Annotated in this window: 19 protein-coding genes, 1 tRNA gene and 2 pseudogenes; 20 read left to right on the forward strand and 2 right to left on the reverse strand. The window is 75.7% G+C overall.

The genetic code is table 11. The features are described 5' to 3' along the window. The 15 genes and pseudogenes from ACYVOF_RS09585 to ACYVOF_RS09655 all read left to right on the forward strand — a co-directional run. A pseudogene (locus tag ACYVOF_RS09585) lies at positions 1-672 on the forward strand (DNA repair protein RecN); the annotation flags it as partial. 88 nt (positions 673-760) lie between these two features. Then, entirely contained in the window at positions 761-1,945 is a 1,185-nt protein-coding gene (gene steA / locus ACYVOF_RS09590; protein ID WP_460865938.1) for a putative cytokinetic ring protein SteA, read from the forward strand. Next, the gene (locus ACYVOF_RS09595) at positions 1,942-2,880 is read left to right on the forward strand and encodes a copper transporter (protein WP_460865939.1); all 939 of its coding nucleotides are present in this window, start codon (positions 1,942-1,944) and stop codon (positions 2,878-2,880) included. Before steA ends, ACYVOF_RS09595 begins: the two co-directional genes overlap by 4 nt. Before the next feature lie 72 nt (positions 2,881-2,952). Next, entirely contained in the window at positions 2,953-4,668 is a 1,716-nt protein-coding gene (locus tag ACYVOF_RS09600; protein ID WP_460865940.1) for a CTP synthase, read from the forward strand. After that, complete coding sequence (locus ACYVOF_RS09605; RefSeq protein ID WP_460865942.1) at positions 4,665-5,303, forward strand: NUDIX domain-containing protein; 639 nt, start codon at positions 4,665-4,667, stop codon at positions 5,301-5,303. The genes ACYVOF_RS09600 and ACYVOF_RS09605 overlap by 4 nt, the downstream gene beginning before the upstream one ends. A 50-nt stretch (positions 5,304-5,353) precedes the next feature. Further along, positions 5,354-6,325: a site-specific tyrosine recombinase XerD gene (locus ACYVOF_RS09610; protein ID WP_460865943.1), complete on the forward strand. Its 972-nt coding sequence runs from the start codon at positions 5,354-5,356 to the stop codon at positions 6,323-6,325. 118 nt (positions 6,326-6,443) lie between these two features. Next, positions 6,444-7,310 carry a ParA family protein gene (locus tag ACYVOF_RS09615; RefSeq protein WP_460866047.1) on the forward strand — a complete coding sequence of 289 codons (867 nt, stop codon included), beginning with the start codon at positions 6,444-6,446 and terminating at the stop codon, positions 7,308-7,310. 11 nt (positions 7,311-7,321) lie between these two features. Further along, on the forward strand, positions 7,322-8,143 hold the full coding sequence (locus tag ACYVOF_RS09620; protein ID WP_460866048.1) for a segregation and condensation protein A: 822 nt from the start codon (positions 7,322-7,324) through the stop codon (positions 8,141-8,143). After that, on the forward strand, positions 8,140-8,739 hold the full coding sequence (scpB, locus tag ACYVOF_RS09625) for an SMC-Scp complex subunit ScpB (RefSeq protein WP_460865945.1): 600 nt from the start codon (positions 8,140-8,142) through the stop codon (positions 8,737-8,739). The genes ACYVOF_RS09620 and scpB overlap by 4 nt, the downstream gene beginning before the upstream one ends. A gap of 10 nt (positions 8,740-8,749) precedes the next feature. Continuing rightward, a pseudogene (locus ACYVOF_RS09630) lies at positions 8,750-9,481 on the forward strand (pseudouridine synthase); the annotation flags it as partial. Between the two features lie 17 nt (positions 9,482-9,498). Beyond that, positions 9,499-10,173 carry a (d)CMP kinase gene (gene cmk / locus ACYVOF_RS09635; protein WP_460866050.1) on the forward strand — a complete coding sequence of 225 codons (675 nt, stop codon included), beginning with the start codon at positions 9,499-9,501 and terminating at the stop codon, positions 10,171-10,173. Continuing rightward, positions 10,170-11,621, forward strand: a complete 1,452-nt coding sequence (der, locus tag ACYVOF_RS09640; protein ID WP_460865947.1) for a ribosome biogenesis GTPase Der — start codon at positions 10,170-10,172, stop codon at positions 11,619-11,621. Before cmk ends, der begins: the two co-directional genes overlap by 4 nt. Before the next feature lie 97 nt (positions 11,622-11,718). Then, positions 11,719-11,792, forward strand: a tRNA-Pro gene (locus ACYVOF_RS09645). 118 nt (positions 11,793-11,910) lie between these two features. After that, complete coding sequence (locus tag ACYVOF_RS09650) at positions 11,911-12,669, forward strand: GTPase domain-containing protein (RefSeq protein ID WP_460865948.1); 759 nt, start codon at positions 11,911-11,913, stop codon at positions 12,667-12,669. After that, positions 12,666-14,417, forward strand: coding sequence for a DUF429 domain-containing protein (locus ACYVOF_RS09655; RefSeq protein ID WP_460865950.1), 1,752 nt, complete (start codon positions 12,666-12,668; stop codon positions 14,415-14,417). Before ACYVOF_RS09650 ends, ACYVOF_RS09655 begins: the two co-directional genes overlap by 4 nt. Here ACYVOF_RS09655 and ACYVOF_RS09660 read toward each other — a convergent pair. After that, positions 14,414-14,824 carry a nuclear transport factor 2 family protein gene (locus ACYVOF_RS09660; RefSeq protein ID WP_460865952.1) on the reverse strand — a complete coding sequence of 137 codons (411 nt, stop codon included), beginning with the start codon at positions 14,822-14,824 and terminating at the stop codon, positions 14,414-14,416. The genes ACYVOF_RS09655 and ACYVOF_RS09660 overlap by 4 nt on opposite strands. A gap of 55 nt (positions 14,825-14,879) precedes the next feature. Between ACYVOF_RS09660 and ACYVOF_RS09665 the strand changes: the two genes are divergently transcribed. Further along, positions 14,880-15,500: a GNAT family N-acetyltransferase gene (locus ACYVOF_RS09665; RefSeq protein WP_460865954.1), complete on the forward strand. Its 621-nt coding sequence runs from the start codon at positions 14,880-14,882 to the stop codon at positions 15,498-15,500. On the opposite strand, the gene ACYVOF_RS09670 is transcribed toward ACYVOF_RS09665, so the two are convergent. Next, the gene (locus ACYVOF_RS09670; protein ID WP_460865956.1) at positions 15,448-15,579 is read right to left on the reverse strand and encodes a hypothetical protein; all 132 of its coding nucleotides are present in this window, start codon (positions 15,577-15,579) and stop codon (positions 15,448-15,450) included. The genes ACYVOF_RS09665 and ACYVOF_RS09670 overlap by 53 nt on opposite strands. Positions 15,580-15,722: 143 nt before the next feature. Here ACYVOF_RS09670 and ACYVOF_RS09675 point away from each other — a divergent pair, with 143 nt between their 5' ends. The 4 genes from ACYVOF_RS09675 (at position 15,723) to araA (ending at position 20,371) form a co-directional block, all read left to right on the forward strand. Continuing rightward, positions 15,723-16,346 carry an endonuclease gene (locus tag ACYVOF_RS09675; protein ID WP_460865958.1) on the forward strand — a complete coding sequence of 208 codons (624 nt, stop codon included), beginning with the start codon at positions 15,723-15,725 and terminating at the stop codon, positions 16,344-16,346. 157 nt (positions 16,347-16,503) lie between these two features. Further along, positions 16,504-18,177: a ribulokinase gene (gene araB, locus ACYVOF_RS09680; RefSeq protein WP_460865960.1), complete on the forward strand. Its 1,674-nt coding sequence runs from the start codon at positions 16,504-16,506 to the stop codon at positions 18,175-18,177. Next, on the forward strand, positions 18,174-18,872 hold the full coding sequence (locus ACYVOF_RS09685) for an L-ribulose-5-phosphate 4-epimerase (RefSeq protein WP_460865963.1): 699 nt from the start codon (positions 18,174-18,176) through the stop codon (positions 18,870-18,872). Before araB ends, ACYVOF_RS09685 begins: the two co-directional genes overlap by 4 nt. Next, entirely contained in the window at positions 18,869-20,371 is a 1,503-nt protein-coding gene (gene araA, locus ACYVOF_RS09690; RefSeq protein ID WP_460865965.1) for an L-arabinose isomerase, read from the forward strand. Before ACYVOF_RS09685 ends, araA begins: the two co-directional genes overlap by 4 nt. Positions 20,372-20,382 lie beyond the last annotated feature (11 nt).

Here is a 20,382-nt window from a genome sequence, read left to right on the forward strand (position 1 = left end):
GCCGCCCTGGCCGGGGTGGCCGGGGCGCGGGGTCGGGCGCGCCGGGCGGCGGCCGACGTGCTCGCCGACGCGGTCAGCGCCGAGCTGGCCGGGCTGGCGATGGGCCGCGCGCGGCTCGAGGTGGTGGTGACGCCGCGCGCCGCGGCGGCCGACGACGCGGCCGCGCTGGAGGTGGCGGGGGAGCGGGTGCACGCCGGGCCCGACGGCACCGACGACGTGGAGCTGCGGCTGGCCGCGCACCCCGGTGCCGTGCCCGCCCCGATCGGGCGCAGCGCGTCCGGCGGCGAGCTCTCCCGGGTGATGCTCGCCCTGGAGGTCGTCCTCGCCGGGGCGGACACCACGGGCACGCTGGTCTTCGACGAGGTCGACGCCGGGGTCGGCGGGCGCGCCGCGGTCGAGGTGGGCCGACGGCTGGCGCGGCTGGCCCGCACCCACCAGGTCGTCGTGGTCACCCACCTGCCCCAGGTGGCCGCCTTCGCCGACCGCCACCTCGTCGTCGACAAGCAGCTGACCGACGACCCGGACGGCGGGGTCACGGCCAGCGACGTGCGGACCCTCGACCACGCCGAGCGGGTGGCCGAGCTGGCCCGCATGCTCGCCGGGCTCGACGACACCGACACCGGTCGCGCCCACGCCGAGGAGCTGCTGGCCACCGCGGCCGCCGAGCGCTGACCCCGCCGGCGTGGTGCTGGTGTGACCGGTGGTGCGGCGACGGCGCGCCTCCCCGGGCTCCGGTGGCGCGGCCGTCATCATCGGGCGCATGAAGATCTCCGCCCTGCTGTCGCGCTCGACCGAGACGCTGCCCGGTCTGACCGGCGTGGCCCGGGTCGACCGGAACACCGCGAAGCTGCTGCGCCGGGTCGGCCCCGGCGACGTCGTCGTCCTCGACCAGGTCGACCTCGACCGGGCCACCGCGGACGCCCTGGTCGCCGCGGACGTGGCCGCCGTGGTCAACGCCTCGCCGTCGATCTCGGGCCGCTACCCCAACCTGGGCCCGGAGATCCTCGTCGAGGCCGGTGTCCCGCTCGTCGACGGGGTGGGCGGCGACGTCTTCCGCCAGGTCAAGGAGGGCACCAAGCTCCGGCTCGACGAGGGCACCCTGTACGCGGGGGAGAAGGTCGTCGCGGAGGGCACCGAGCAGAGCACCGACTCCGTCGCCGACCTCATGGTCGAGGCCAAGACCGGCCTGGTCGACCACCTGGAGGCGTTCTCCGGCAACACCATCGAGTTCATCCGGCGGGAGAGCCCGCTGCTGCTCGACGGTGTCGGCGTGCCCGAGGTCGACGTCACCATGACCGACCGCCACGTCGTCGTGGTCAGCCCCGGCCCGGGCCACGCCGCCCAGCTGCGCGAGCTGAAGAGCTTCATCAAGGAGTACCGGCCCGTGCTCGTCGGGGTCGACACCGGGGCCGACGCGCTGCTCGAGGCGGGCTACCACGCCGACCTCGTCGTCGGCGACCCCGAGGGCATCAGCACCGAGTCGCTCAAGAGCGCCGGGCAGGTCGTGCTGCCCGCCCACGCCGACGGGCACGCCCCCGGCCTGGAGCGCATCCAGGACCTGGGCATCGGGGCCATGACCTTCCCGGCGTCGGGCTCCAGCGAGGACCTCGCGCTGCTGCTCGCCGACCACCACGGCGCCTCGCTCATCGTCACCGTCGGCTCGCCGGCCACCCTCGACGAGTTCCTCGACCGCGGCCGCCGCGACTCGAACCCCTCGACGTTCCTCACCCGGCTCAAGGTCGGCTCGAAGCTGGTCGACGCCTCCGCGGTGGCCACCCTGTACCGCAGCCGGGTCTCCGGCGGGGCCGTGCTGCTGCTCGTGCTCGCCGCCCTCGTCGCCCTCGTGGTGGCCCTGCTCGTCTCGCAGGCCGGGCAGGTCTACCTCGACGACGCGATCGACGCCTGGAACTCCTTCGCGCTGTGGTTCCGAGGGCTCCTGCAGTGATCTCGCTGCGCAGCCACGTCGTCTCCCTGGCCGCGGTGTTCCTGGCGCTGGCGCTCGGGCTCGTCCTCGGCTCCACCACGCTCTCGGACGGCCTGCTGGGGGGTCTGCGCGACGACAAGTCCACCCTGCAGTCCCAGCTCGACGCCACCACCACCGACCGCAACCAGCTGCGCGAGCAGCTCACCGCGGCCGACGGGTTCGACGCCGCGGTGGCCAGCCGCATCGTGGGCCGCACCCTCGACCAGCGGACCGTGGTGGTCGTCGCCGGCCCCGACGCGGACTCCGCCGACCGCGACGCGCTGGTGGCACTCATCGGCGCCGCGGGCGGCACCGTCACCGGCCAGGTGTCGCTGACCAACACCTTCGTCGACCCGGCCTCGGCCGACCAGCTCCGCTCCACCGTCACCAACGCCATCCCGCCCGGGGTGGCGCTGCCGACGGGGGCCACCGACGCGGGCAGCCTCGCCGGGGCGCTGCTCGGGTCGGTGCTGCTGCTCGACGGCACCACCGCGCAGCCGCAGACCTCGCCCGAGGCGCTGCAGGCCGCGCTCAGCGCGCTGCAGTCCGGCGGCTTCATCGGCACCGGGGACGGCGCCGTCCGCGCCGGCCAGCTCGCCGTCGTGCTCACCGGGGGCGCCATCACCGGCGACTCGGCGGGCGACCGCGCCGCCACCGTGGCCCGGGTGGCCGCGGCCATGGACGGCCGGGGTGCGGGCACGGTGCTCGCCGGTCGGACCGGCTCCGCCGACGGCAACGGTCCCATCGGGGTGGCCCGGGCGGACGCCAACGTCACCGCGGGGCTGAGCACCGTCGACGACGTGCAGACCAGCGCGGGCCGCATCACCACCGTGCTGGCCCTGGCCGAGCAGCTCGAGGGCCGCGCGGGCCGCTACGGCACCGCCACCAGCGCGCAGGCGGTCACCGTCCCGTCCTGACCGCGACGCCGGCCCGGCGCGGCGGTGTGGATCACCGTCGGGGCCGGGCCGGGGGTGTTAGCGTGGCAGCCCGTGCCCCACCCTCGAACGGCCGTGCCGGACACCAAGCACATCTTCGTCACCGGGGGCGTCGCGTCCTCGCTGGGCAAGGGCCTGACGGCGTCGAGCCTCGGCCAGCTGCTCACCGCGCGCGGGCTGCGGGTGACCATGCAGAAGCTGGACCCGTACCTCAACGTCGACCCCGGGACGATGAACCCGTTCCAGCACGGCGAGGTGTTCGTCACCGAGGACGGGGCGGAGACCGACCTCGACATCGGCCACTACGAGCGGTTCCTCGACCGCGACCTCCCCGGCTCGGCGAACGTGACGACCGGGCAGGTCTACTCCACCGTCATCGCCAAGGAGCGGCGCGGGGAGTACCTGGGCGACACCGTGCAGGTCATCCCGCACATCACCGACGAGATCAAGGCCCGCATCCTCGCGATGTCCGCCGAGGACGACGAGGGCCACGTGCCCGACGTGGTCATCACCGAGGTCGGCGGCACGGTGGGCGACATCGAGTCGCAGCCGTTCCTCGAGGCCGCGCGGCAGGTGCGCCACGACGTGGGCCGGGACAACGTGTTCTTCCTGCACGTCTCCCTCGTGCCGTTCCTGGCCCCCTCGGGCGAGCTCAAGACCAAGCCGACGCAGCACTCGGTGGCGTCGCTGCGCAACATCGGCATCCAGCCCGACGCGCTGATCCTGCGCGCCGACCGCGACGTCCCCGACGCCCTCAAGCGCAAGATCGCCCTGATGTGCGACGTCGACTACGACGGCGTGGTCTCCACCCCCGACGCCCCGTCCATCTACGACATCCCCAAGGTGCTGCACGGCGAGGGGCTCGACGCCTACGTGGTGCGCCGCCTGGGCCTGCCGTTCCGCGACGTCGACTGGACGGTGTGGGGCGACCTGCTGCACCGCGTCCACGAGCCCGACGAGCGGGTCCGGATCGCGGTCGTCGGCAAGTACGTCGACCTGCCCGACGCCTACCTCTCGGTGACCGAGGCGCTGCGCGCGGGCGGGTTCGCCCACCACGCCCGGGTCGACGTGGTCTGGGTGCCCTCGGACTCGTGCACCACCGAGGCCGGTGCGGCCGCCGCCCTGCACGGGGTGGACGGGGTGCTGGTGCCCGGCGGGTTCGGGGTGCGCGGCATCGAGGGCAAGGTCGGCGCGCTGCGCCACGCCCGCACCCGCGGCATCCCCACCCTCGGGCTGTGCCTGGGCCTGCAGTGCATGGTCGTCGAGGCCGCGCGGCACCTCGCGGACCTGCCCGGGGCCAGCTCGACGGAGTTCGACCCCGACACCCCGGACCCCGTCGTCTCCACCATGGCCGAGCAGCTCGACGTCGTCGCCGGCGAGGCCGACATGGGCGCGAGCATGCGGCTGGGCGCCTACCCCGCCGCCCTGACCCCGGGCTCGGTCACCGCGCGGGCCTACGGCGCCACCGAGGTCTCCGAGCGGCACCGCCACCGCTACGAGGTGAACAACGCCTACCGCGAGCGGCTCGACGCGACCGGGCTGCGGTTCGCCGGCACCTCGCCCGACGGCGCCCTGGTCGAGTTCGTCGAGCTCGACGCCGACGTCCACCCGTTCTACGTGGGCACCCAGGCGCACCCCGAGCTCAAGAGCCGCCCCACCCGGCCGCACCCGCTGTTCGCGGCGTTCGTCCGGGCGGCCATCGACTACGAGGCGGCGGTGCGGCTGCCCGTCGAGGTCACCCGCGGCACCCGCCGCGAGCCGGTCGCGTGAGCGCCCCGGGGGAGCACGACTTCGCCGTCGTCGGCAGCCGGCTGGTCCACCAGGGCCGCGTGGTGGGCCTGCGCATCGACGACGTCCGCATGCCCGGGGGCCGGGTCGCGCAGCGCGAGGTCGTGGAGCACCTCGGCGCCGTCGCGGTCCTCGCCCTGGACGACACCGACCGCGTCGCCATGATCAAGCAGTACCGCCACCCGGTGGGGGAGCGGATCTGGGAGCTGCCCGCTGGCCTGCTCGACGCCCCCGGGGAGGACCCCGTCGACGCGGCCGGCCGCGAGCTGGCCGAGGAGACGGGCCTGTCCGCGCAGCGCTGGGAGGTGCTCGTCGACGCCGCCGCCTCGCCCGGTTTCACCGACGAGGCCGTCCGGGTGTTCCTGGCCACCGGGATCGGTGAGGCCCCGCGCGGCACCGGGGAGGACGACGAGGAGGCCGACATCGAGCTGCGCTGGGTGCCGCTCGAGGAGGCCGTGCGCTGGTGCCTGGCCGGCGACGTCGTCAACGCCACCACCCTGGCCGGGCTGCTCGCGCTGGCCGCGGTGCGCTCCGGGGCCGCCTCCACCCGACCCGCCGACGCGCCGTGGCCGGGCCGCCCGCGCGCCTTCGCCGACCGGCGCGCCGCCCGGGGCTAGGTTCGGCCCCTGGCTGCGCGCCCGCGGCAGCCGCCAAGGGGGGTGGTCACGTGGTCCGGACGGCGACGAGCCCCGCGGCGACGAGCCCGGGCACGGGGGCGCTGGAGGACCTGATCGCCGGCTACCTCGACCACCTCGTGGTGGAGCGCGGCACCGCCACCAACACCCTGCTGAGCTACCGCCGCGACCTGCGCCGGTACGTGGCGCACCTGCGCTCCCGCGGGGTCGACGACCTGGCCGCGGCCACCGCCGAGGACGTCAGCGCCTTCCTCGTCGCGCTGCGCACCGGTGACCCCGAGCACGGGGTGACGCCGCTGGCCGCGTCGTCGGCCGGGCGGGCCCTCGTCGCCGCGCGGGGGCTGCACCGCTTCGCCGTGCGCGAGGGGGTGGTCGCCGTCGACGTCGCCGAGCAGGTGCGCCCCCCCTCGTCGGGCACCCGGCTGCCCAAGGCGCTGCCCGTGGCGGCGGTGCTGGCCCTGCTCGACGCCGCGTCGGGCGGCGACGACGTGGCCGGGCCCCGCCGGCTGCGCGACCGGGCGCTGCTGGAGCTGCTCTACTCGACCGGGGCGCGGATCTCCGAGGCGGTGGGCCTGGACCTCGACGACGTCGACCCCACCTCGCGGTCGGTGGTGCTCGACGGCAAGGGCGGCAAGCAGCGGGTGGTGCCGGTGGGCCGGCCCGCACTGGCCGCGCTGGACGCCTACCTGGTCCGCGGCCGGCCGGGGCTGGTCACCCGGGCGGGGCCCGCGGTGTTCCTCAACGCCCGGGGGGGCCGGCTCTCCCGGCAGAGCGCGTGGCAGGTGCTCTCCGGGGCGGCCCGCCGCGCGGGCATCGAGACCGCGGTCAGCCCCCACACGCTGCGCCACTCCTTCGCGACCCACCTGCTCGACGGCGGGGCCGACGTCCGCGTGGTGCAGGAGCTGCTGGGGCACGCCTCGGTGACGACGACGCAGCTCTACACGCTGGTCACCGCGGAGGGGCTGCGCGAGGTGTGGTCCGGGGCCCACCCCCGCGCCCGGTGACTAGGCTCGGGTGCAGCCAACCCGCCCCACCCCGCACCCCAGGAGCAGCCACCCCGTGACCTCCCCCCAGCCGCCCGCGACGGGCTCGCAGGCGACCCTCGAGGGCGTCCCCGGACCGGTGGAGCCCACGGCGGACGAGCGGCCGCTGGGGCTGACCGGGCGCCCGGTGCGCGAGGTGCCCGACCCCGAGCCGCTGCGCGGGCACGGCCCCGCCCAGGTCATCGCCATGTGCAACCAGAAGGGCGGGGTCGGCAAGACGACCTCGACGATCAACCTGGGCGCCGCCCTGGCCGAGCACGGCCGCCGCGTGCTGCTGGTCGACCTCGACCCGCAGGGCGCGCTCTCGGCCGGGCTCGGGGTGAACCACAACGACCTCGAGCTGACCGTGCACAACCTGCTGGTCGAGCCGCGGGTCTCCGCCGAGGAGGTCCTGCTCGCCACCGGGGTGCCCGGGGTGGACCTGCTGCCCGCCAACATCGACCTCTCCGCGGCGGAGATCCAGCTGGTCAGCGAGGTGGGCCGGGAGCAGGCGCTGGGCCGCGCGCTGCACCCCCTGCTCGACCGGTACGACTACGTGCTCATCGACTGCCAGCCCACCCTTGGCCTGCTCACCATCAACGCGCTGACCTGCAGCGACGGCGTGATCATCCCGATGGAGTGCGCGTTCTTCAGCCTGCGCGGGCTCGCCCTGCTCAACGACACCATCGAGAAGGTCCGCGACCGGCTCAACCCGCGGCTGGTGCTCTCCGGGATCCTGGTCACCATGTTCGACGCCCGCACCCTGCACGCCCGCGAGGTGATGGCGCAGGTGGTGGACGTCTTCGGCGACGTGGTCTACGACGCCGTCATCAGCCGCACCGTCCGCTTCCCCGAGACCAGCGCCGCCGGCGAGCCCATCACCACCTGGGCGTCGTCCTCGGCCGGGGCGGCGGCCTACCGCGCGCTGGCGCGCGAGGTCATCGCGCGCTCGCCGCGCCGCCGCTGACCGTGACCGACCTGCTCGTCGACCCTGCTGCGGTCGAGACGGTCGGGTCGCAGGACCCGTCGCTGTTCACGGTCCGGCTCACCAACTTCACCGGCCCGTTCGACCTGCTGCTCGCGCTCATCAGCCAGCACCGCCTCGACGTCACCGAGGTGGCACTGCACACCGTGACCGACGACTTCGTCGCCCACACCCGGGCGCTGGGCCCGGCGGTGGGCCTCGAGCAGACCACCGCCTTCCTCGTCGTCGCGGCGACGCTGCTCGACCTCAAGGCCGCCCGGCTGCTCCCGGCCGCCGAGGTGGACAGCGAGGAGGACCTGCAGCTGCTCGAGGCGCGCGACCTGCTCTTCGCCCGGCTGCTGCAGTACCGCGCCTACAAGCAGGTGGCCGCGCTCATGGCCGAGCTGGAGGCGGGCGCGCTGCGCAGCTACCCGCGCTCGGTGAGCCTGGAGGAGCGGTACGAGTCGCTGCTGCCGGAGGTGCTGCTCGGCGTCGACGCCCAGCGCCTGGCCGAGATCGCGGCCGCCGCCCTCGCCCCGCGCCCGCCCGCACCCACCGTCGGGGTGGACCACCTGCACCTCAACACGGTCTCGGTGCGCGAGCACGCCGCCACGGTGCTGGCGCTGCTGCGCGGGGCCGGGCGGGGGGAGTGGGTCGACTTCGCGGTGCTCGTCGCCGGGTGCACGGAGACCGCGGAGGTGGTGGCCCGGTTCCTGGGCCTGCTCGAGCTGCACCGCGACGGGGTGGTGCACTTCGCGCAGGACGAGGCCCTGGGCGCGCTGCGGGCCGGTTGGACCGGGGACGAGCCCGGCGACCGGGTGGGGGCCGACTGGTGAGCGACGCGCACCTCGACCTCGACGTGCCCGACGGCTCGGGCCTGGACGAGGCCGGCCTGCGGTCGGCGCTCGAGGCGCTGCTGCTCGTGGTCGACGCCCCCGCCCCCGCCGACGTGCTGGCCACCGCGCTCGACGCCCCCGTCGCCCGGGTCACCGCCGCGCTGCAGGCGTGGTCGGCCGAGCTGGACTCCCGCGGCAGCGGCATGGACCTGCGCCGGGTCGGGGACGGGTGGCGGCTGCACACCCGCGACACCTACGCCCCGCAGGTCGAGAAGCTCATCACCGACGGGTCTCGCAGTCGCCTGACCAGAGCGGCGTTGGAGACCCTGGCCGTCGTCGCCTACCGTCAACCCTTGACCCGCGCGCGGATCGCTGCGGTGCGGGGGGTCAACGTGGACGGCGTGGTGCGCACCCTGCTCGCCAGGGGGCTGCTCGCCGAGGCCGGGACCGACCCGGAGACCCACGCGACCCTGTACACGACGACCGGGCTGTTCCTCGAGCGCCTCGGCCTGTCCTCGCTGGCGGACCTCCCCCCGCTGGCGCCCCTGCTGCCCGAGGTGGACCTGATCGACATGGAGATGACCGAGCGTGGCTGACGAGCACCCGGAGGGCGTGCGCCTGCAGAAGGTGCTCGCCCAGGCCGGCGTCGCCTCGCGCCGCGCCGCGGAGCGCCTCATCGACGAGGGACGCGTCGAGGTCGACGGGGCCGTGGTGCGCGAGCAGGGCATGCGGATCGACCCCGCCACCGCGGTGGTCAAGGTCGACGGCGGCCGCGTCATGGTCACCGAGGACCTCGTGCACCTGGCGCTGAACAAGCCGCGCGGCATGCACTCGACGATGTCCGACGAGCTCGGCAGGCCCTGCGTGGGCGACCTCGTGGCCGAGCGGGTCGCGGCGGGCCAGCGGCTCTTCCACGTCGGCCGGCTCGACGCCGACACCGAGGGCCTGCTCATCCTCACCAACGACGGCGACCTCGCCCACCGGCTCATGCACCCCTCCTACGAGGTGCCCAAGACGTACCTGGCCACCGTGCCCGGCCCGGTCCCGCGCGACCTGGGCAAGCGGCTCCGCGCCGGCGTCGAGCTCGAGGACGGGCCCGTCGCCGTGGACTCGTTCCGCGTCGAGGACTACTTCGAGGGTGTGGCCCTGGTCGAGCTGGTGCTGCACGAGGGCCGCAAGCACGTGGTGCGCCGGCTGCTCGAGGAGGTCGGGCACCCCGTGAAGAAGCTGGTCCGCACCCGCATCGGGCCCCTGGCGCTGGGCCAGCAGCGGCCCCGCTCGCTGCGGGTGCTCAACCGCGGCGAGGTCGCCGGGCTGTACTCGGCGGTCGGGCTGTGACCGCGCTCGTCATCGCGATGGACGGCCCCTCCGGCACGGGCAAGTCGACCATCGCCCGGGGCCTCGCCCGCGCCCTGGGCGCCCGCTACCTCGACACCGGCGCGATGTACCGCACCGCCACCCTGCAGGTGCTGCGCGCCGGGGTCGACCTGGCCGACCCGGCCGCCATCGACGCCGCCACCACCGTCCTGCACGTCACGGTGAGCACCGACCCCGAGGCGCCCCGGGTGGGCCTCGGGGACGAGGACGTCTCCGCCGAGATCCGCGGCGGCGAGGTCACCCGCGCGGTGTCGGCGGTGTCGGCCGTGCCCGCCGTCCGGGAGCGGCTCGTCGCAGAGCAGCGCCGCATCGCCGCCGAGCTGGCCGGCACCGGCGTCGTCGTCGAGGGCCGCGACATCGGCACCGTCGTGCTGCCCGCCGCCGACCTCAAGGTGTTCCTCACCGCGTCCGCGCAGGAGCGGGCGCGCCGTCGCCACGCCCAGGAGCTCGAGGCCGGCCGGACCGGGGACTACGAGTCCGTGCTGGCCGACGTCGAGCGCCGCGACCACCTCGACTCCACCCGCGCGGCCTCCCCGTTGCGCCCCGCCGACGACGCGGTCACCGTCGACACCAGCGACCTCACGGTCGACCAGACCCTGGGGCGGCTGCGCGAGCTCGTCGGCACCCGGGCACAGCAGGAGGCCAGCCGATGACGTCGAGCAACCGGACCCCGGGCGACGGCCCGCAGGGCGACCTCGCCCCCGGCGACGGGACGTGGAGCGACGAGTCGGACTGGGAGGTCGTCGACGCCGAGCTCGGCGACGAGGACGGCCCGGAGGAGGCCGTCCCGGTGCTCGCCGTGGTCGGTCGGCCCAACGTGGGCAAGTCCACCCTGGTCAACCGCATCATCGGCCGGCGCGAGGCCGTGGTGCAGGACGTCCCCGGCGTCACCCGCGACCGCGTCTCCTACGACGCGAACTGGTCCGGCCGCCGCTTCACCGTGCAGGACACCGGGGGCTGGGAGCCCGACGCCCGTGGGCTGCAGAAGGCCGTGGCCGCCCAGGCGGAGCTGGCCATGAAGACCGCCGACGTGGTGCTGCTCGTCGTCGACGCCGTCGTCGGGGCCACCGCCACCGACCAGGCCGCCGCCCGGGTGCTGCGCCGCGGCAAGATCCCGGTCCTGCTGGCCGCCAACAAGGTCGACGACGAGCGGGTCGAGTCCGAGGCGGCCGCGCTGTGGTCGCTCGGCCTCGGCCAGCCCCACCCCGTCAGCGCCACGCACGGCCGCGGCACCGGTGACCTGCTCGACGAGGTGCTCGCCGCCCTGCCCCACACCCCCCGCGAGCGCGACCTCACCGGGGGTCCGCGCCGCGTGGCGCTCGTCGGCAAGCCCAACGTCGGCAAGTCCAGCCTGATCAACCGGCTCACCGGCGACGAGCGGTCGGTGGTGCACGAGGTCGCGGGCACCACCGTCGACCCGGTCGACTCGCTGGTCGAGCTCGGCGGGCAGGTGTGGCGCTTCGTCGACACCGCCGGGCTGCGCAAGCGCGTCAGCCACGCCAGCGGCGCCGAGTTCTACGCCTCGCTGCGCACCCGGGCGGCGATCGAGGCCGCCGAGGTGGCCGTGCTGCTCATCGACGCCCACGAGCCCATCAGCGAGCAGGACCTGCGGGTGCTGAGCATGGTCGCCGAGGCGGGTCGCGCCCTGGTGCTCGCGTTCAACAAGTGGGACCTCGTCGACGAGGACCGCCGCTACCTGCTGGAGAAGGAGGTGGACCGCGACCTGGCCCGGGTGCCGTGGGCGCAGCGGGTCAACATCTCCGCCCACACCGGGCGCAGCGTGGCCAAGCTGGTCCCGGCCCTGCGCACCGCGCTCGACTCCTGGGACCGCCGCGTGCCCACCGGCCAGCTCAACTCGTGGCTGGCCGAGATCGTCGCGGCCACGCCGCCGCCGATGCGCGGCGGACGGCTGCCGCGGGTGCTGTTCGCGACGCAGGCCGCCACCCGGCCGCCCACGTTCGTGCTGTTCACCACCGGGTTCCTCGAGGCGGGCTACCGCCGCTTCCTGGAGCGCAAGCTGCGGGAGACGTTCGGCTTCACCGGGTCCCCGGTGCGGGTCAACGTCCGGGTGCGGGAGAAGCGCGAGCGCCGCACGAAGTGAGCACCGGGGGGCGGTGGTCGCCGGCACCGGGGGACCGGGTGTCCGGAGCACGGGTCGGGCTGCGGTAGCCTGGGCGCCGCGCCCGCGAGGGCGTGATCGGGCTGTGGCGCAGCTTGGTAGCGCACCTGACTGGGGGTCAGGGGGTCGCAGGTTCAAATCCTGTCAGCCCGACCGAGTGCGACGGAGGCGGTTCCCGGGGTCCGGGGGCCGCCTCCGCTGCGTCCGGACCGATACCGTCGGGTCCGGCCGTGGTCGCCACCGACCCCACCCCGAGCCGTCAGGAGGCCCCGTGCCCGAGAACCGCCCCCGCGGCCTGCGGGGCGTCCCGTCCGCGCTCGGCCGCGGCCGCGAGCGCGTCACCGGGCTCGTGGCCCGCCGGTTCCCGACCGTGGCCGTCACCGGGATGACCGGCGTGGGCAAGACCGAGCTCGTCGACCACCTGTGCGGCCGCGGCTCCGACGACGGCACCCCCGACGCCGGGTCCGCGGTGCTGGAGCGCAAGGTGCGCCGCGGCGCCCGGCTCAGCGGCTTCCGCTTCCGGGTGGTGCCCGGCGACAACGCCGCCACCCGGCTCGGGGCGCTCGACGAGGTCTTCCACGACGACCCCGTCGACGGCGTGCTGCACGTGGTGGCCGACGGCCGCGCCACCGGCCGCCGCCCGGCGGGCACCTCGGGGGCGGCCGCCGTCACCCGGGACGCCCAGCTGGCCGCGGAGCTGGAGGACTGGGCCATCACCGCCCACCGCATCGCCGCGATGGCCGTGCGGCGGCACCGCCCCACCTGGCTCGTCGTCGTGGTGACCAAGGCCGACCTGCTCACCGAGGACGTGGAGGACGTGGTGCGCCGCTACTCCCCGGGCAGCGGGACCCCGTTCGGCGACCGGCTCGACGAGCTGCGGGCGCTGGCCGGCGGGGCCAACCTCTCCGTCGACGTCCTGCCCGCGTGCAGCCACCTCGAGCCCGGGGCGGGCAAGGACGCACGCCGGCGGCGCGACGCCTACCTCGAGGCGCTGCAGGCGCGCATGGCCCAGCTCGCCGGGCACGTGTGAGCGGCGAGCCCACGGGTCCGGTGCGCTACGTCGGCGTCGACCTGGCGCGGGGGACGGCGGGCCCCACCGGGGTCGCGGTGCTCGACGCCGACGCCCGGTTGCTCGCGGTCGGGTCCGCGCGCACCGACGCCGAGGTGCTCGCCGCGGTGGCCCCCCACGCCGGCGGGCCCTGCGTCGTCGCCCTCGACGCGCCCATCGTGGCGGCAGGCACCACCGGCCGCCGGCCGGCCGAGAAGGCCCTGGACCGGGACCTGCGCCGCGCCGGGGCACGCCCGGCCGCCACCGGCCGCCCCCAGCCCGAGGTGTTCGGCCGGGCCGCACGGCTCTGCGCCGAGCTGGGCCTGGACACCGACCCCCGCAGCGGGCGGCCCCGCCGGGGCATCGAGGTCCACCCGCACGCGGCCGGGGTCGTGCTGCTCGACCCGCCGACCACGCCGGGGCGCGGGGCCGGGCCCGGCCGCACCCTGGACTCCCAGCGTGACGCGCTGCTCGCCCTGCTGGACCGCGTCGAGCGGGTCGTGCAGGTCGACACCACCGGGGCGGGGCTGCGCCGGGCGGTGGTGGGGGCCACCCGCAAGGCCGAGCTGCGCGTCGTCGCCGGCCAGGTCGACGCGGTGCTGTGCGCCTACGTCGCCCTGTTCGCCGACACCCGCCCCGCCGAGACGGCGGTCTACGGCGACCACGCCACGGGCGCGATCCTCACCCCCGCGCTGCGGCCCGCCGACGATCCCGACGGCCCGCCCCGGCTGCGCCCGCGCCGCCAGCCCGACCCGGTGCAGGCCGCGGTGCGCACCTACACCGCCCGGCGGCCCGGCCTCGAGCTGGCCGGGGCCGGGTGGGTGGAGCTCGTGGCCGAGCTGCTCGACGAGGCCGGCATCAACTACCTGTCGGTGACGGGACGGACCAAGACGGTCGCGTCGTTCGCGGAGAAGGCCACCCGACGCCGCGACGGCGTGCTGCTGTTCCCCGACCCGCTGACCGACATCATCGACCAGCTCGGCGTCCGGATCATCACCTACGTGCAGAGCGACGTGGCCGCGGTCGCCGACCTGCTGCGCGAGGAGGTCGTGGTCACCGACGACCGCGACCTCGGCGAGCAGACGGCCGCCGAGGGGCGCTTCGGCTACGCCAGCCGCCACCTGCTCATCGGCCTGGACCCGGCGCGGCGCGGGCAGGCCCGCTGGTCCGACGTCGGTGACCGGCTCGCCCAGGTGCAGGTCCGCACCGTGCTGCAGCACGCCTGGGCCGAGTTCGAGCACGAGGCCCGCTACAAGGGACACGTGCCCGCGGAGCACGCCCACGACCTCGACCGCCGGTTCACCCTCGCCGCGGGCCTGCTCGAGCTGGCCGACGAGCAGCTCTCCGCCATCCGGGAGAAGCTCCGCGCCGCCGAGCCGGCCGAGGTGGGGGAGGACGAGCCCGACGACCCGCGGCTGGACCCCGGGGAGCTGGCCGCCTTCCTGGCCGGGCAGTACGCCGACGCCGGGTGGTCGCGGGCCGACCGCTACGGCTGGATCTCCGGGCTGCTGCTCGAGCTGGGCATCACCCGCTTCGACGAGCTCGCCGAGGTGCTGCGCTCGCCCGTGCTGGTGGGCCTCAACGAGCGGCTCGGCTACCGCTTCCCGCCGGGCGCGGTCCGCCGGCTGGACGACGCCCTGCTGGCCGCCCACGGGGAGCGCTACGTGGCGCTCACCGGCAACACCCACCGCGCCGAGCAGCTGCGGGCCCGGCTCGCGCGGATGCGCTAGGGGCGGCCGGGGTCGGGGTCGCGCTGCCGGGACAGCTCGGTGCCCATGGCCGTGACGAGGGCCTGCAGCCCGCGCAGCGGCCGCACCATGACCGTGAACGCGGTGATGCGGCCCGTCGCGTCCCACTCGAGCAGGTCGACGCCGTCGACGTCGAGGCCGTCGACCACCGCGGCGAACCGGAGCACCGCCGAGCGCTCCGCGTGCCACTCGTCGACGTAGGTCAGCGTCGGGCCGAGCACGGCCAGCGCCGCCCACAGGTAGGCGTGCACCCGGTCCCGGCCCTCCTGCGGCGCGTGCACCGCGGGCGAGCGGAACACCGCGTCCTCGGCCAGCAGCTCGCGCAGCACGGCGGGGTCCGGGGCGGCGGCGAGCTCGTGCCAGCGCCGGACGGTCGCGGGGGTGCTCACGGCGTCACCGTAGCGGCGCCGGCGGTGGCAGGGTGGGGGTACGCGAGGAGGGCCCGTGACGGTGGAGACGCACCCGGTGACGCCGGAGAGGTTCGAGGACTTCGCCGACGTGGTGAACCCGACGCGCCGGACGACGCACTGCTGGTGCCCGTCGCACCGGCTGCGGTCGGCGGACATCGCCGCGCTGGGCGGGAGGAGCCGCGAGGCGGCGGCCCGGGCGCTGTGCGCGGGCGACCTCCCGCCGGGGGTCCTCGCCTACGACGACGGCGTGCCCGTGGGGTGGTGCAACGTCGGCCCGCGGGCGGCGATCCCGCGGCTCGTGCACAGCCGTGTGATGCCCCCGCTCGACGACGTGGCGGTGTGGACGGTGGTGTGCGTCGTGGTCCGCGGCGGGCACCGCAGGCGGGGGGTGACGACGCCGCTGATCGAGGGTGCGGTCGCCTTCGCCGCCGCGCACGGGGCGCCGGCGGTGGAGGCGCACCCCGTCGACCCCGTCGGCCGGATGGACACCACGATGGCGTTCGTGGGGACGCGAGCCATGTTCGCCCGCTGCGGGTTCGAGGTCGTCGGCACCACCGCGGCCACCGCCTCCGGCCTGCCCCGGCTGGTGGTGCGGCGGGTGCTCAGCGGTCCTCGCGCCGCCGCACCACCGCCGGGGACGCGGCCGGTGCGCTGACCCACCCGGCCGCGACCATCACCAGCAGCACGGCCAGGGCCAGGGCCGTCCCCGCCCACGTCACCACGGTGTCCACCACGTCGTCCTCCTCCGGTCCTGCCGAGCCCGGTGTCTCCTGTCGGTCTCGGTGTCCCCACCGTGCCCCGCCGACCTGGGAGGAGGCTGAGCAGCGGCTGTGCGCCCGCCCTGCGACCGCGCGGCCGGGGCGCGAGACTGCCCGGCATGGCTGACGACGTCCTGACCCGCCTGCTCGACCGCCACGGCCGGACCTTCGCCGACGAGGCGGGGATCTCGCTGCGCGACGAGCCCGCACCGCTGTTCCAGCTGCTCGTGCTGACCCACGTGCTCTCGGCCAACATCTCCGCCGACCTCGGGGTGCGGGCCGCGACCGCGCTGAAGAAGGCGTACCGCTCGGCCCACGCGATGGCGGACGCGACGGAGGACGACGTCTTCGCCGTGCTCAACGAGGCGCGGTTCCTGCGCAAGCACCGCACGGCGGCCCAGCTCGTGCAGACCGCGCAGCGCGTCGTCGACGAGTGGGACGACGACCTGCGGGGCCTGCGCGACGCCGCCGACGGCGACCCCGGCCGGGTCCGCGACCTGGTCACCGACTTCCCGGGGATCGGCGCCGTCGGCGCGGACATCTTCTGCCGCGAGGCGCAGGCGGTGTGGCCCTCGCTGCGCCCCTTCGTCGACGACCGGGTGCTCGGCACGGCCACCGCGCTGGGCCTGCCGGGCAGCGCCGACGGGCTCGCCGAGGCGCTGGGCGACGACGACCTCGCGGTGCTGGGCGCAGCCCTGGTGCGCTGCGAGCGGGCCGCCGACGCCGACGAGCTCCGCGGCTGACCTGCCACACCGTCGCGGGGGACACCGTGTGATCCTGCGCATCGGTCCGAACCCCCTCTGACACACGGTCGATGACGGCTGCGCGTGACGCTTGACACAGATCGTTGTTAACGCTCACACTCCCTCGACACGTCAACGGTGACAGGGGTTCGAAGGCATGGCACGAGGATCGGACGCGGACCGCCGCGTCACGGTGGGGGTGGACTTCGGCACCCTCTCCGGCCGGGCCGTCGTGGTCCGTGTGGCCGACGGGGCCGAGCTCGCCACCGCGGTGCACCCCTACCCGCACGCGGTGATCGACCGGGTGCTGCCCGGCACGGGGGAGCGGCTGCGGCCCGACTGGGCGCTGCAGCACCCGGGCGACTGGGTCGAGGTGCTCCGCGTCGCGGTGCCCGAGGCCCTCGCCGCCAGCGGGGTCGACCCGGCCGACGTCGTGGGCGTGGGGACGGACTTCACCGCCTGCACCGTGCTGCCCACGACCGCCGACGGCACCCCGCTGTGCGAGCTGGCCGACCTCGCCGCGCGGCCGCACGCGTGGCCCAAGCTCTGGCGCCACCACGCCGCGCAGCCGCAGGCCGACCGCATCACCGCGCTCGCCCACTCCCGGCGCGAGCCGTGGATCGCCCGCTACGGCGGGGCCATCTCCTCGGAGTGGGAGCTGGCCAAGGGCCTGCAGCTGCTCGAGGAGGACCCGGAGGTCTACGCCCGCACGCAGCGCTGGGTCGAGGCCGCCGACTGGATCGTCTGGCAGCTCACCGGCAGCTACGTCCGCAACGCGTGCACCGCCGGCTACAAGGGGCAGCTGCAGGACGGTAAGTACCCCGACCAGGACTACCTCGGCGCGCTGCACCCGGACTTCGCCGACTTCGTCGTCGACAAGGTCGAGCACCCCGTGGGCCAGCTCGGCGACCGCGCCGGCGGGCTCACCGCCGAGGCCGCGGCCTGGACCGGGCTGGCCGAGGGCACCCCGGTGTGCGTCGGCAACGTCGACGCCCACGTCACCGCGCCCGCCGCCGGTGCGGTCGACCCCGGCCAGCTCGTCGCCATCATGGGCACCTCCACCTGCCACGTGATGGTCTCCGACGTGCTGGCCGAGGTCCCCGGCATGTGCGGGGTGGTCGAGGGCGGGATCGTCGCGGGCAGCTGGGGCTACGAGGCCGGGCAGAGCGGCGTCGGCGACATCTTCGGCTGGTTCGTCGAGCACGGGGTGCCGCCGGAGGTCCACGCCCGGGCCGCCGAGCAGGGCGTGGGCGTGCACGACGTGCTCAGCGCCGAGGCGGCGACCCAGCAGGTCGGCGAGCACGGGCTGGTGGCCCTGGACTGGCACAGCGGCAACCGCTCGGTGCTGGTCGACCACGAGCTCTCCGCCGTCGTCGTCGGGCAGACGCTGCACACCACCCCGGCCGACACCTACCGGGCGCTGGTCGAGGCCACCGCCTTCGGTGCCCGCGTCATCGTCGAGGCGTTCCGCGACAGCGGCGTGCCGGTGACCGAGCTCGTGGTCGCGGGCGGCCTGGCGCACAAGCCGTTCGTCATGGGGGTCTACGCCGACGTGCTCGGCATGCCGCTGAGCGTGCTGGACTCCGACCAGGGCCCCGCGCTCGGCGCCGCGCTGCACGCCGCGGTGGCGGCCGGGGTGCACGCCGACGTGCGGGCCGCCGCCGCCGCCATGGGTCGGCGCCGCACGGCCGTGCACGTGCCCGACCCCGACCGCCACCGCCGCTACGACGCGCTCTACGCCGAGTACCTCGCCCTGCACGACCACTTCGGCCGCGGGGGCACCGACGTGCTGCACCGTCTGCGCGCCATCCGCCGGGAGGCCCTGTCGTGACCACCACCGCACCCGGCGCGACCGTCGCCGCCGTCCGGGAGACGGTGTGCGCCCTGCACTCCGAGCTCACCCGTTACGGCCTCGTGGCGTGGACGGCGGGCAACGTCTCCGCCCGCGTCCCGGGGGCCGAGCTGATGGTCATCAAGCCCTCGGGGGTGTCCTACGACGACCTCACCCCGGCCGCGATGGTGGTGTGCGACCTCGACGGGACCGTGGTCGACGGGGACGGTGCGCCCTCCTCCGACACCGCCGCGCACGCCTACGTCTACCGCGCGATGCCCGAGGTGGGCGGGGTGGTGCACACCCACTCGCCCTACGCCGGGGCCTGGGCCGCCCGTCGCGAGCCCGTGCCGTGCGTGCTCACCGCCATGGCCGACGAGTTCGGCGGCCCGATCCCGGTGGGGCCCTTCGCCCTCATCGGCGACGACTCCATCGGCCGCGGCATCGTCGACACGCTGCGCGGGCACCGCTCGCCCGCGGTCCTCATGGCCAACCACGGGGTGTTCAGCATCGGCCGCGACGCGCGCGCCGCGGTCAAGGCCGCGGTGATGTGCGAGGACGTGGCCCGCACCGTCCACCTCAGCCGCCAGCTCGGCACGCCCGTGCCGATCGACCCCGCGGACGTCGACCGCCTCTTCGACCGCTACCAGAACGCGTACGGCCAGCACACGGCCGGGACAGGACTGCCACGATGACCGTCTGGTTCCTCACCGGAAGCCAGGAGCTCTACGGCCCGGAGACGCTCGCCCAGGTGGCGGAGCAGTCCCGCGACATCGCCGACCGGCTCGGCTCGCACCGCGCCGAGCTCGGCTGCGAGGTGCGCTGGCTCCCGGTGCTCACCGACGCCGACGCGATCCTGCGCACGGTGCGCGAGGCCAACGCCGACGACGACTGCACCGGCCTCGTCGCCTGGATGCACACCTTCTCCCCGGCGAAGATGTGGATCGCGGGGATGGATGCGCTGCGCAAGCCGTTGCTGCACCTGCACACCCAGGTCAACCGCTCGCTGCCGTGGGCGAGCATCGACATGGACTTCATGAACCTCAACCAGGCCGCCCACGGCGACCGGGAGTTCGGGTTCGTCCAGACCCGGCTCGGGGTCAGCCGCAAGACCGTGGCCGGCCACGTCGACGACCCCGCCGTGCTCGAGCGCGTCGCCGCCTGGGCGCGGGCCGCCCGCGGCGCCCGGCACCTGCGCACCCTCAAGCTGGCGCGCTTCGGCGACAACATGCGCGACGTCGCGGTGACCGAGGGCGACAAGGTGGAGGCGCAGCTGCGGTTCGGCGTGTCGGTCAACACCTACGGGGTCAACGACCTCGTCGCGGTCGTCGACCAGGTCTCCGACGCCGAGGTCGACCGGGTCGTCGCCGAGTACGCCGACGCCTACCGGCTGGCCCCGGAGCTCGCGGTCGGCGGGGCGCAGCACGACGCGCTGCGGGTCGCGGCGCGGCAGGAGGTGGGGCTGCGCAGCTTCCTCGTCGACGGCGGGTTCGGCGCGTTCACCACCAACTTCGAGGACCTCGGGGGCCTGCGCCAGCTGCCCGGCCTGGCCGTGCAGCGGCTCATGGCCGACGGCTACGGCTTCGGCGGCGAGGGCGACTGGAAGACCTCGGCCGTGCTGGCCACGGTCAAGGAGGTCGGCCGCGGGCTGCCCGGCGGCACCTCTTTCATGGAGGACTACACCTACCACCTGGGCCCGGGCCCGATGCGCATCCTCGGCGCCCACATGCTCGAGGTGTGCCCGTCCATCGCGGCCGCCACCCCGTCCTGCGAGGTCCACCCGCTGTCCATCGGGGGCCGGGAGGACCCGGTGCGGCTGGTGTTCGACGCCGCCCCGGGGCCCGCCGTGGTGCTGGGCACCGCGCACCTCGGCGACCGGTTCCGCTTCGTGCTCAACGAGGTCGACGTCGTCGCCCCCGACGAGCCGCTGCCCGCGCTGCCCGTGGCCCGGGCGGTGTGGGAGCCGCACCCGGACCTGCCGACCTCGGCCGAGTCGTGGCTGACGGCGGGCGGGCCCCACCACACCGTGCTCAGCACGGCCGTCGACACCGCCACGGTGCGCGACCTCGCCGAGATGCTGCGCACCGAGCTCGTCGTCGTCGACGCGACGACCACCACCCACGACCTCACCGACCGGCTCCGCTGGAACCAGGCCTACTACCGGGTGGCCGAGGGCCTGCCCGGGCGCCGGTAGCGCCACCACCG

Source organism: Rhodococcus aerolatus (assembly GCF_054783215.1).

What these genes read in the sequence shown, in the direction of transcription:
- steA (WP_460865938.1), top strand. Translation starts at nt 761, where the DNA reads ATGAAGATCTCCGCCCTGCTGTCGCGCTCGACCGAGACGCTGCCCGGT.
- cmk (WP_460866050.1), top strand. Translation starts at nt 9,499, where the DNA reads ATGGACGGCCCCTCCGGCACGGGCAAGTCGACCATCGCCCGGGGCCTC.
- der (WP_460865947.1), top strand. Translation starts at nt 10,170, where the DNA reads ATGACGTCGAGCAACCGGACCCCGGGCGACGGCCCGCAGGGCGACCTC.
- ACYVOF_RS09675 (WP_460865958.1), top strand. Translation starts at nt 15,723, where the DNA reads ATGGCTGACGACGTCCTGACCCGCCTGCTCGACCGCCACGGCCGGACC.
- araB (WP_460865960.1), top strand. Translation starts at nt 16,504, where the DNA reads ATGGCACGAGGATCGGACGCGGACCGCCGCGTCACGGTGGGGGTGGAC.
- araA (WP_460865965.1), top strand. Translation starts at nt 18,869, where the DNA reads ATGACCGTCTGGTTCCTCACCGGAAGCCAGGAGCTCTACGGCCCGGAG.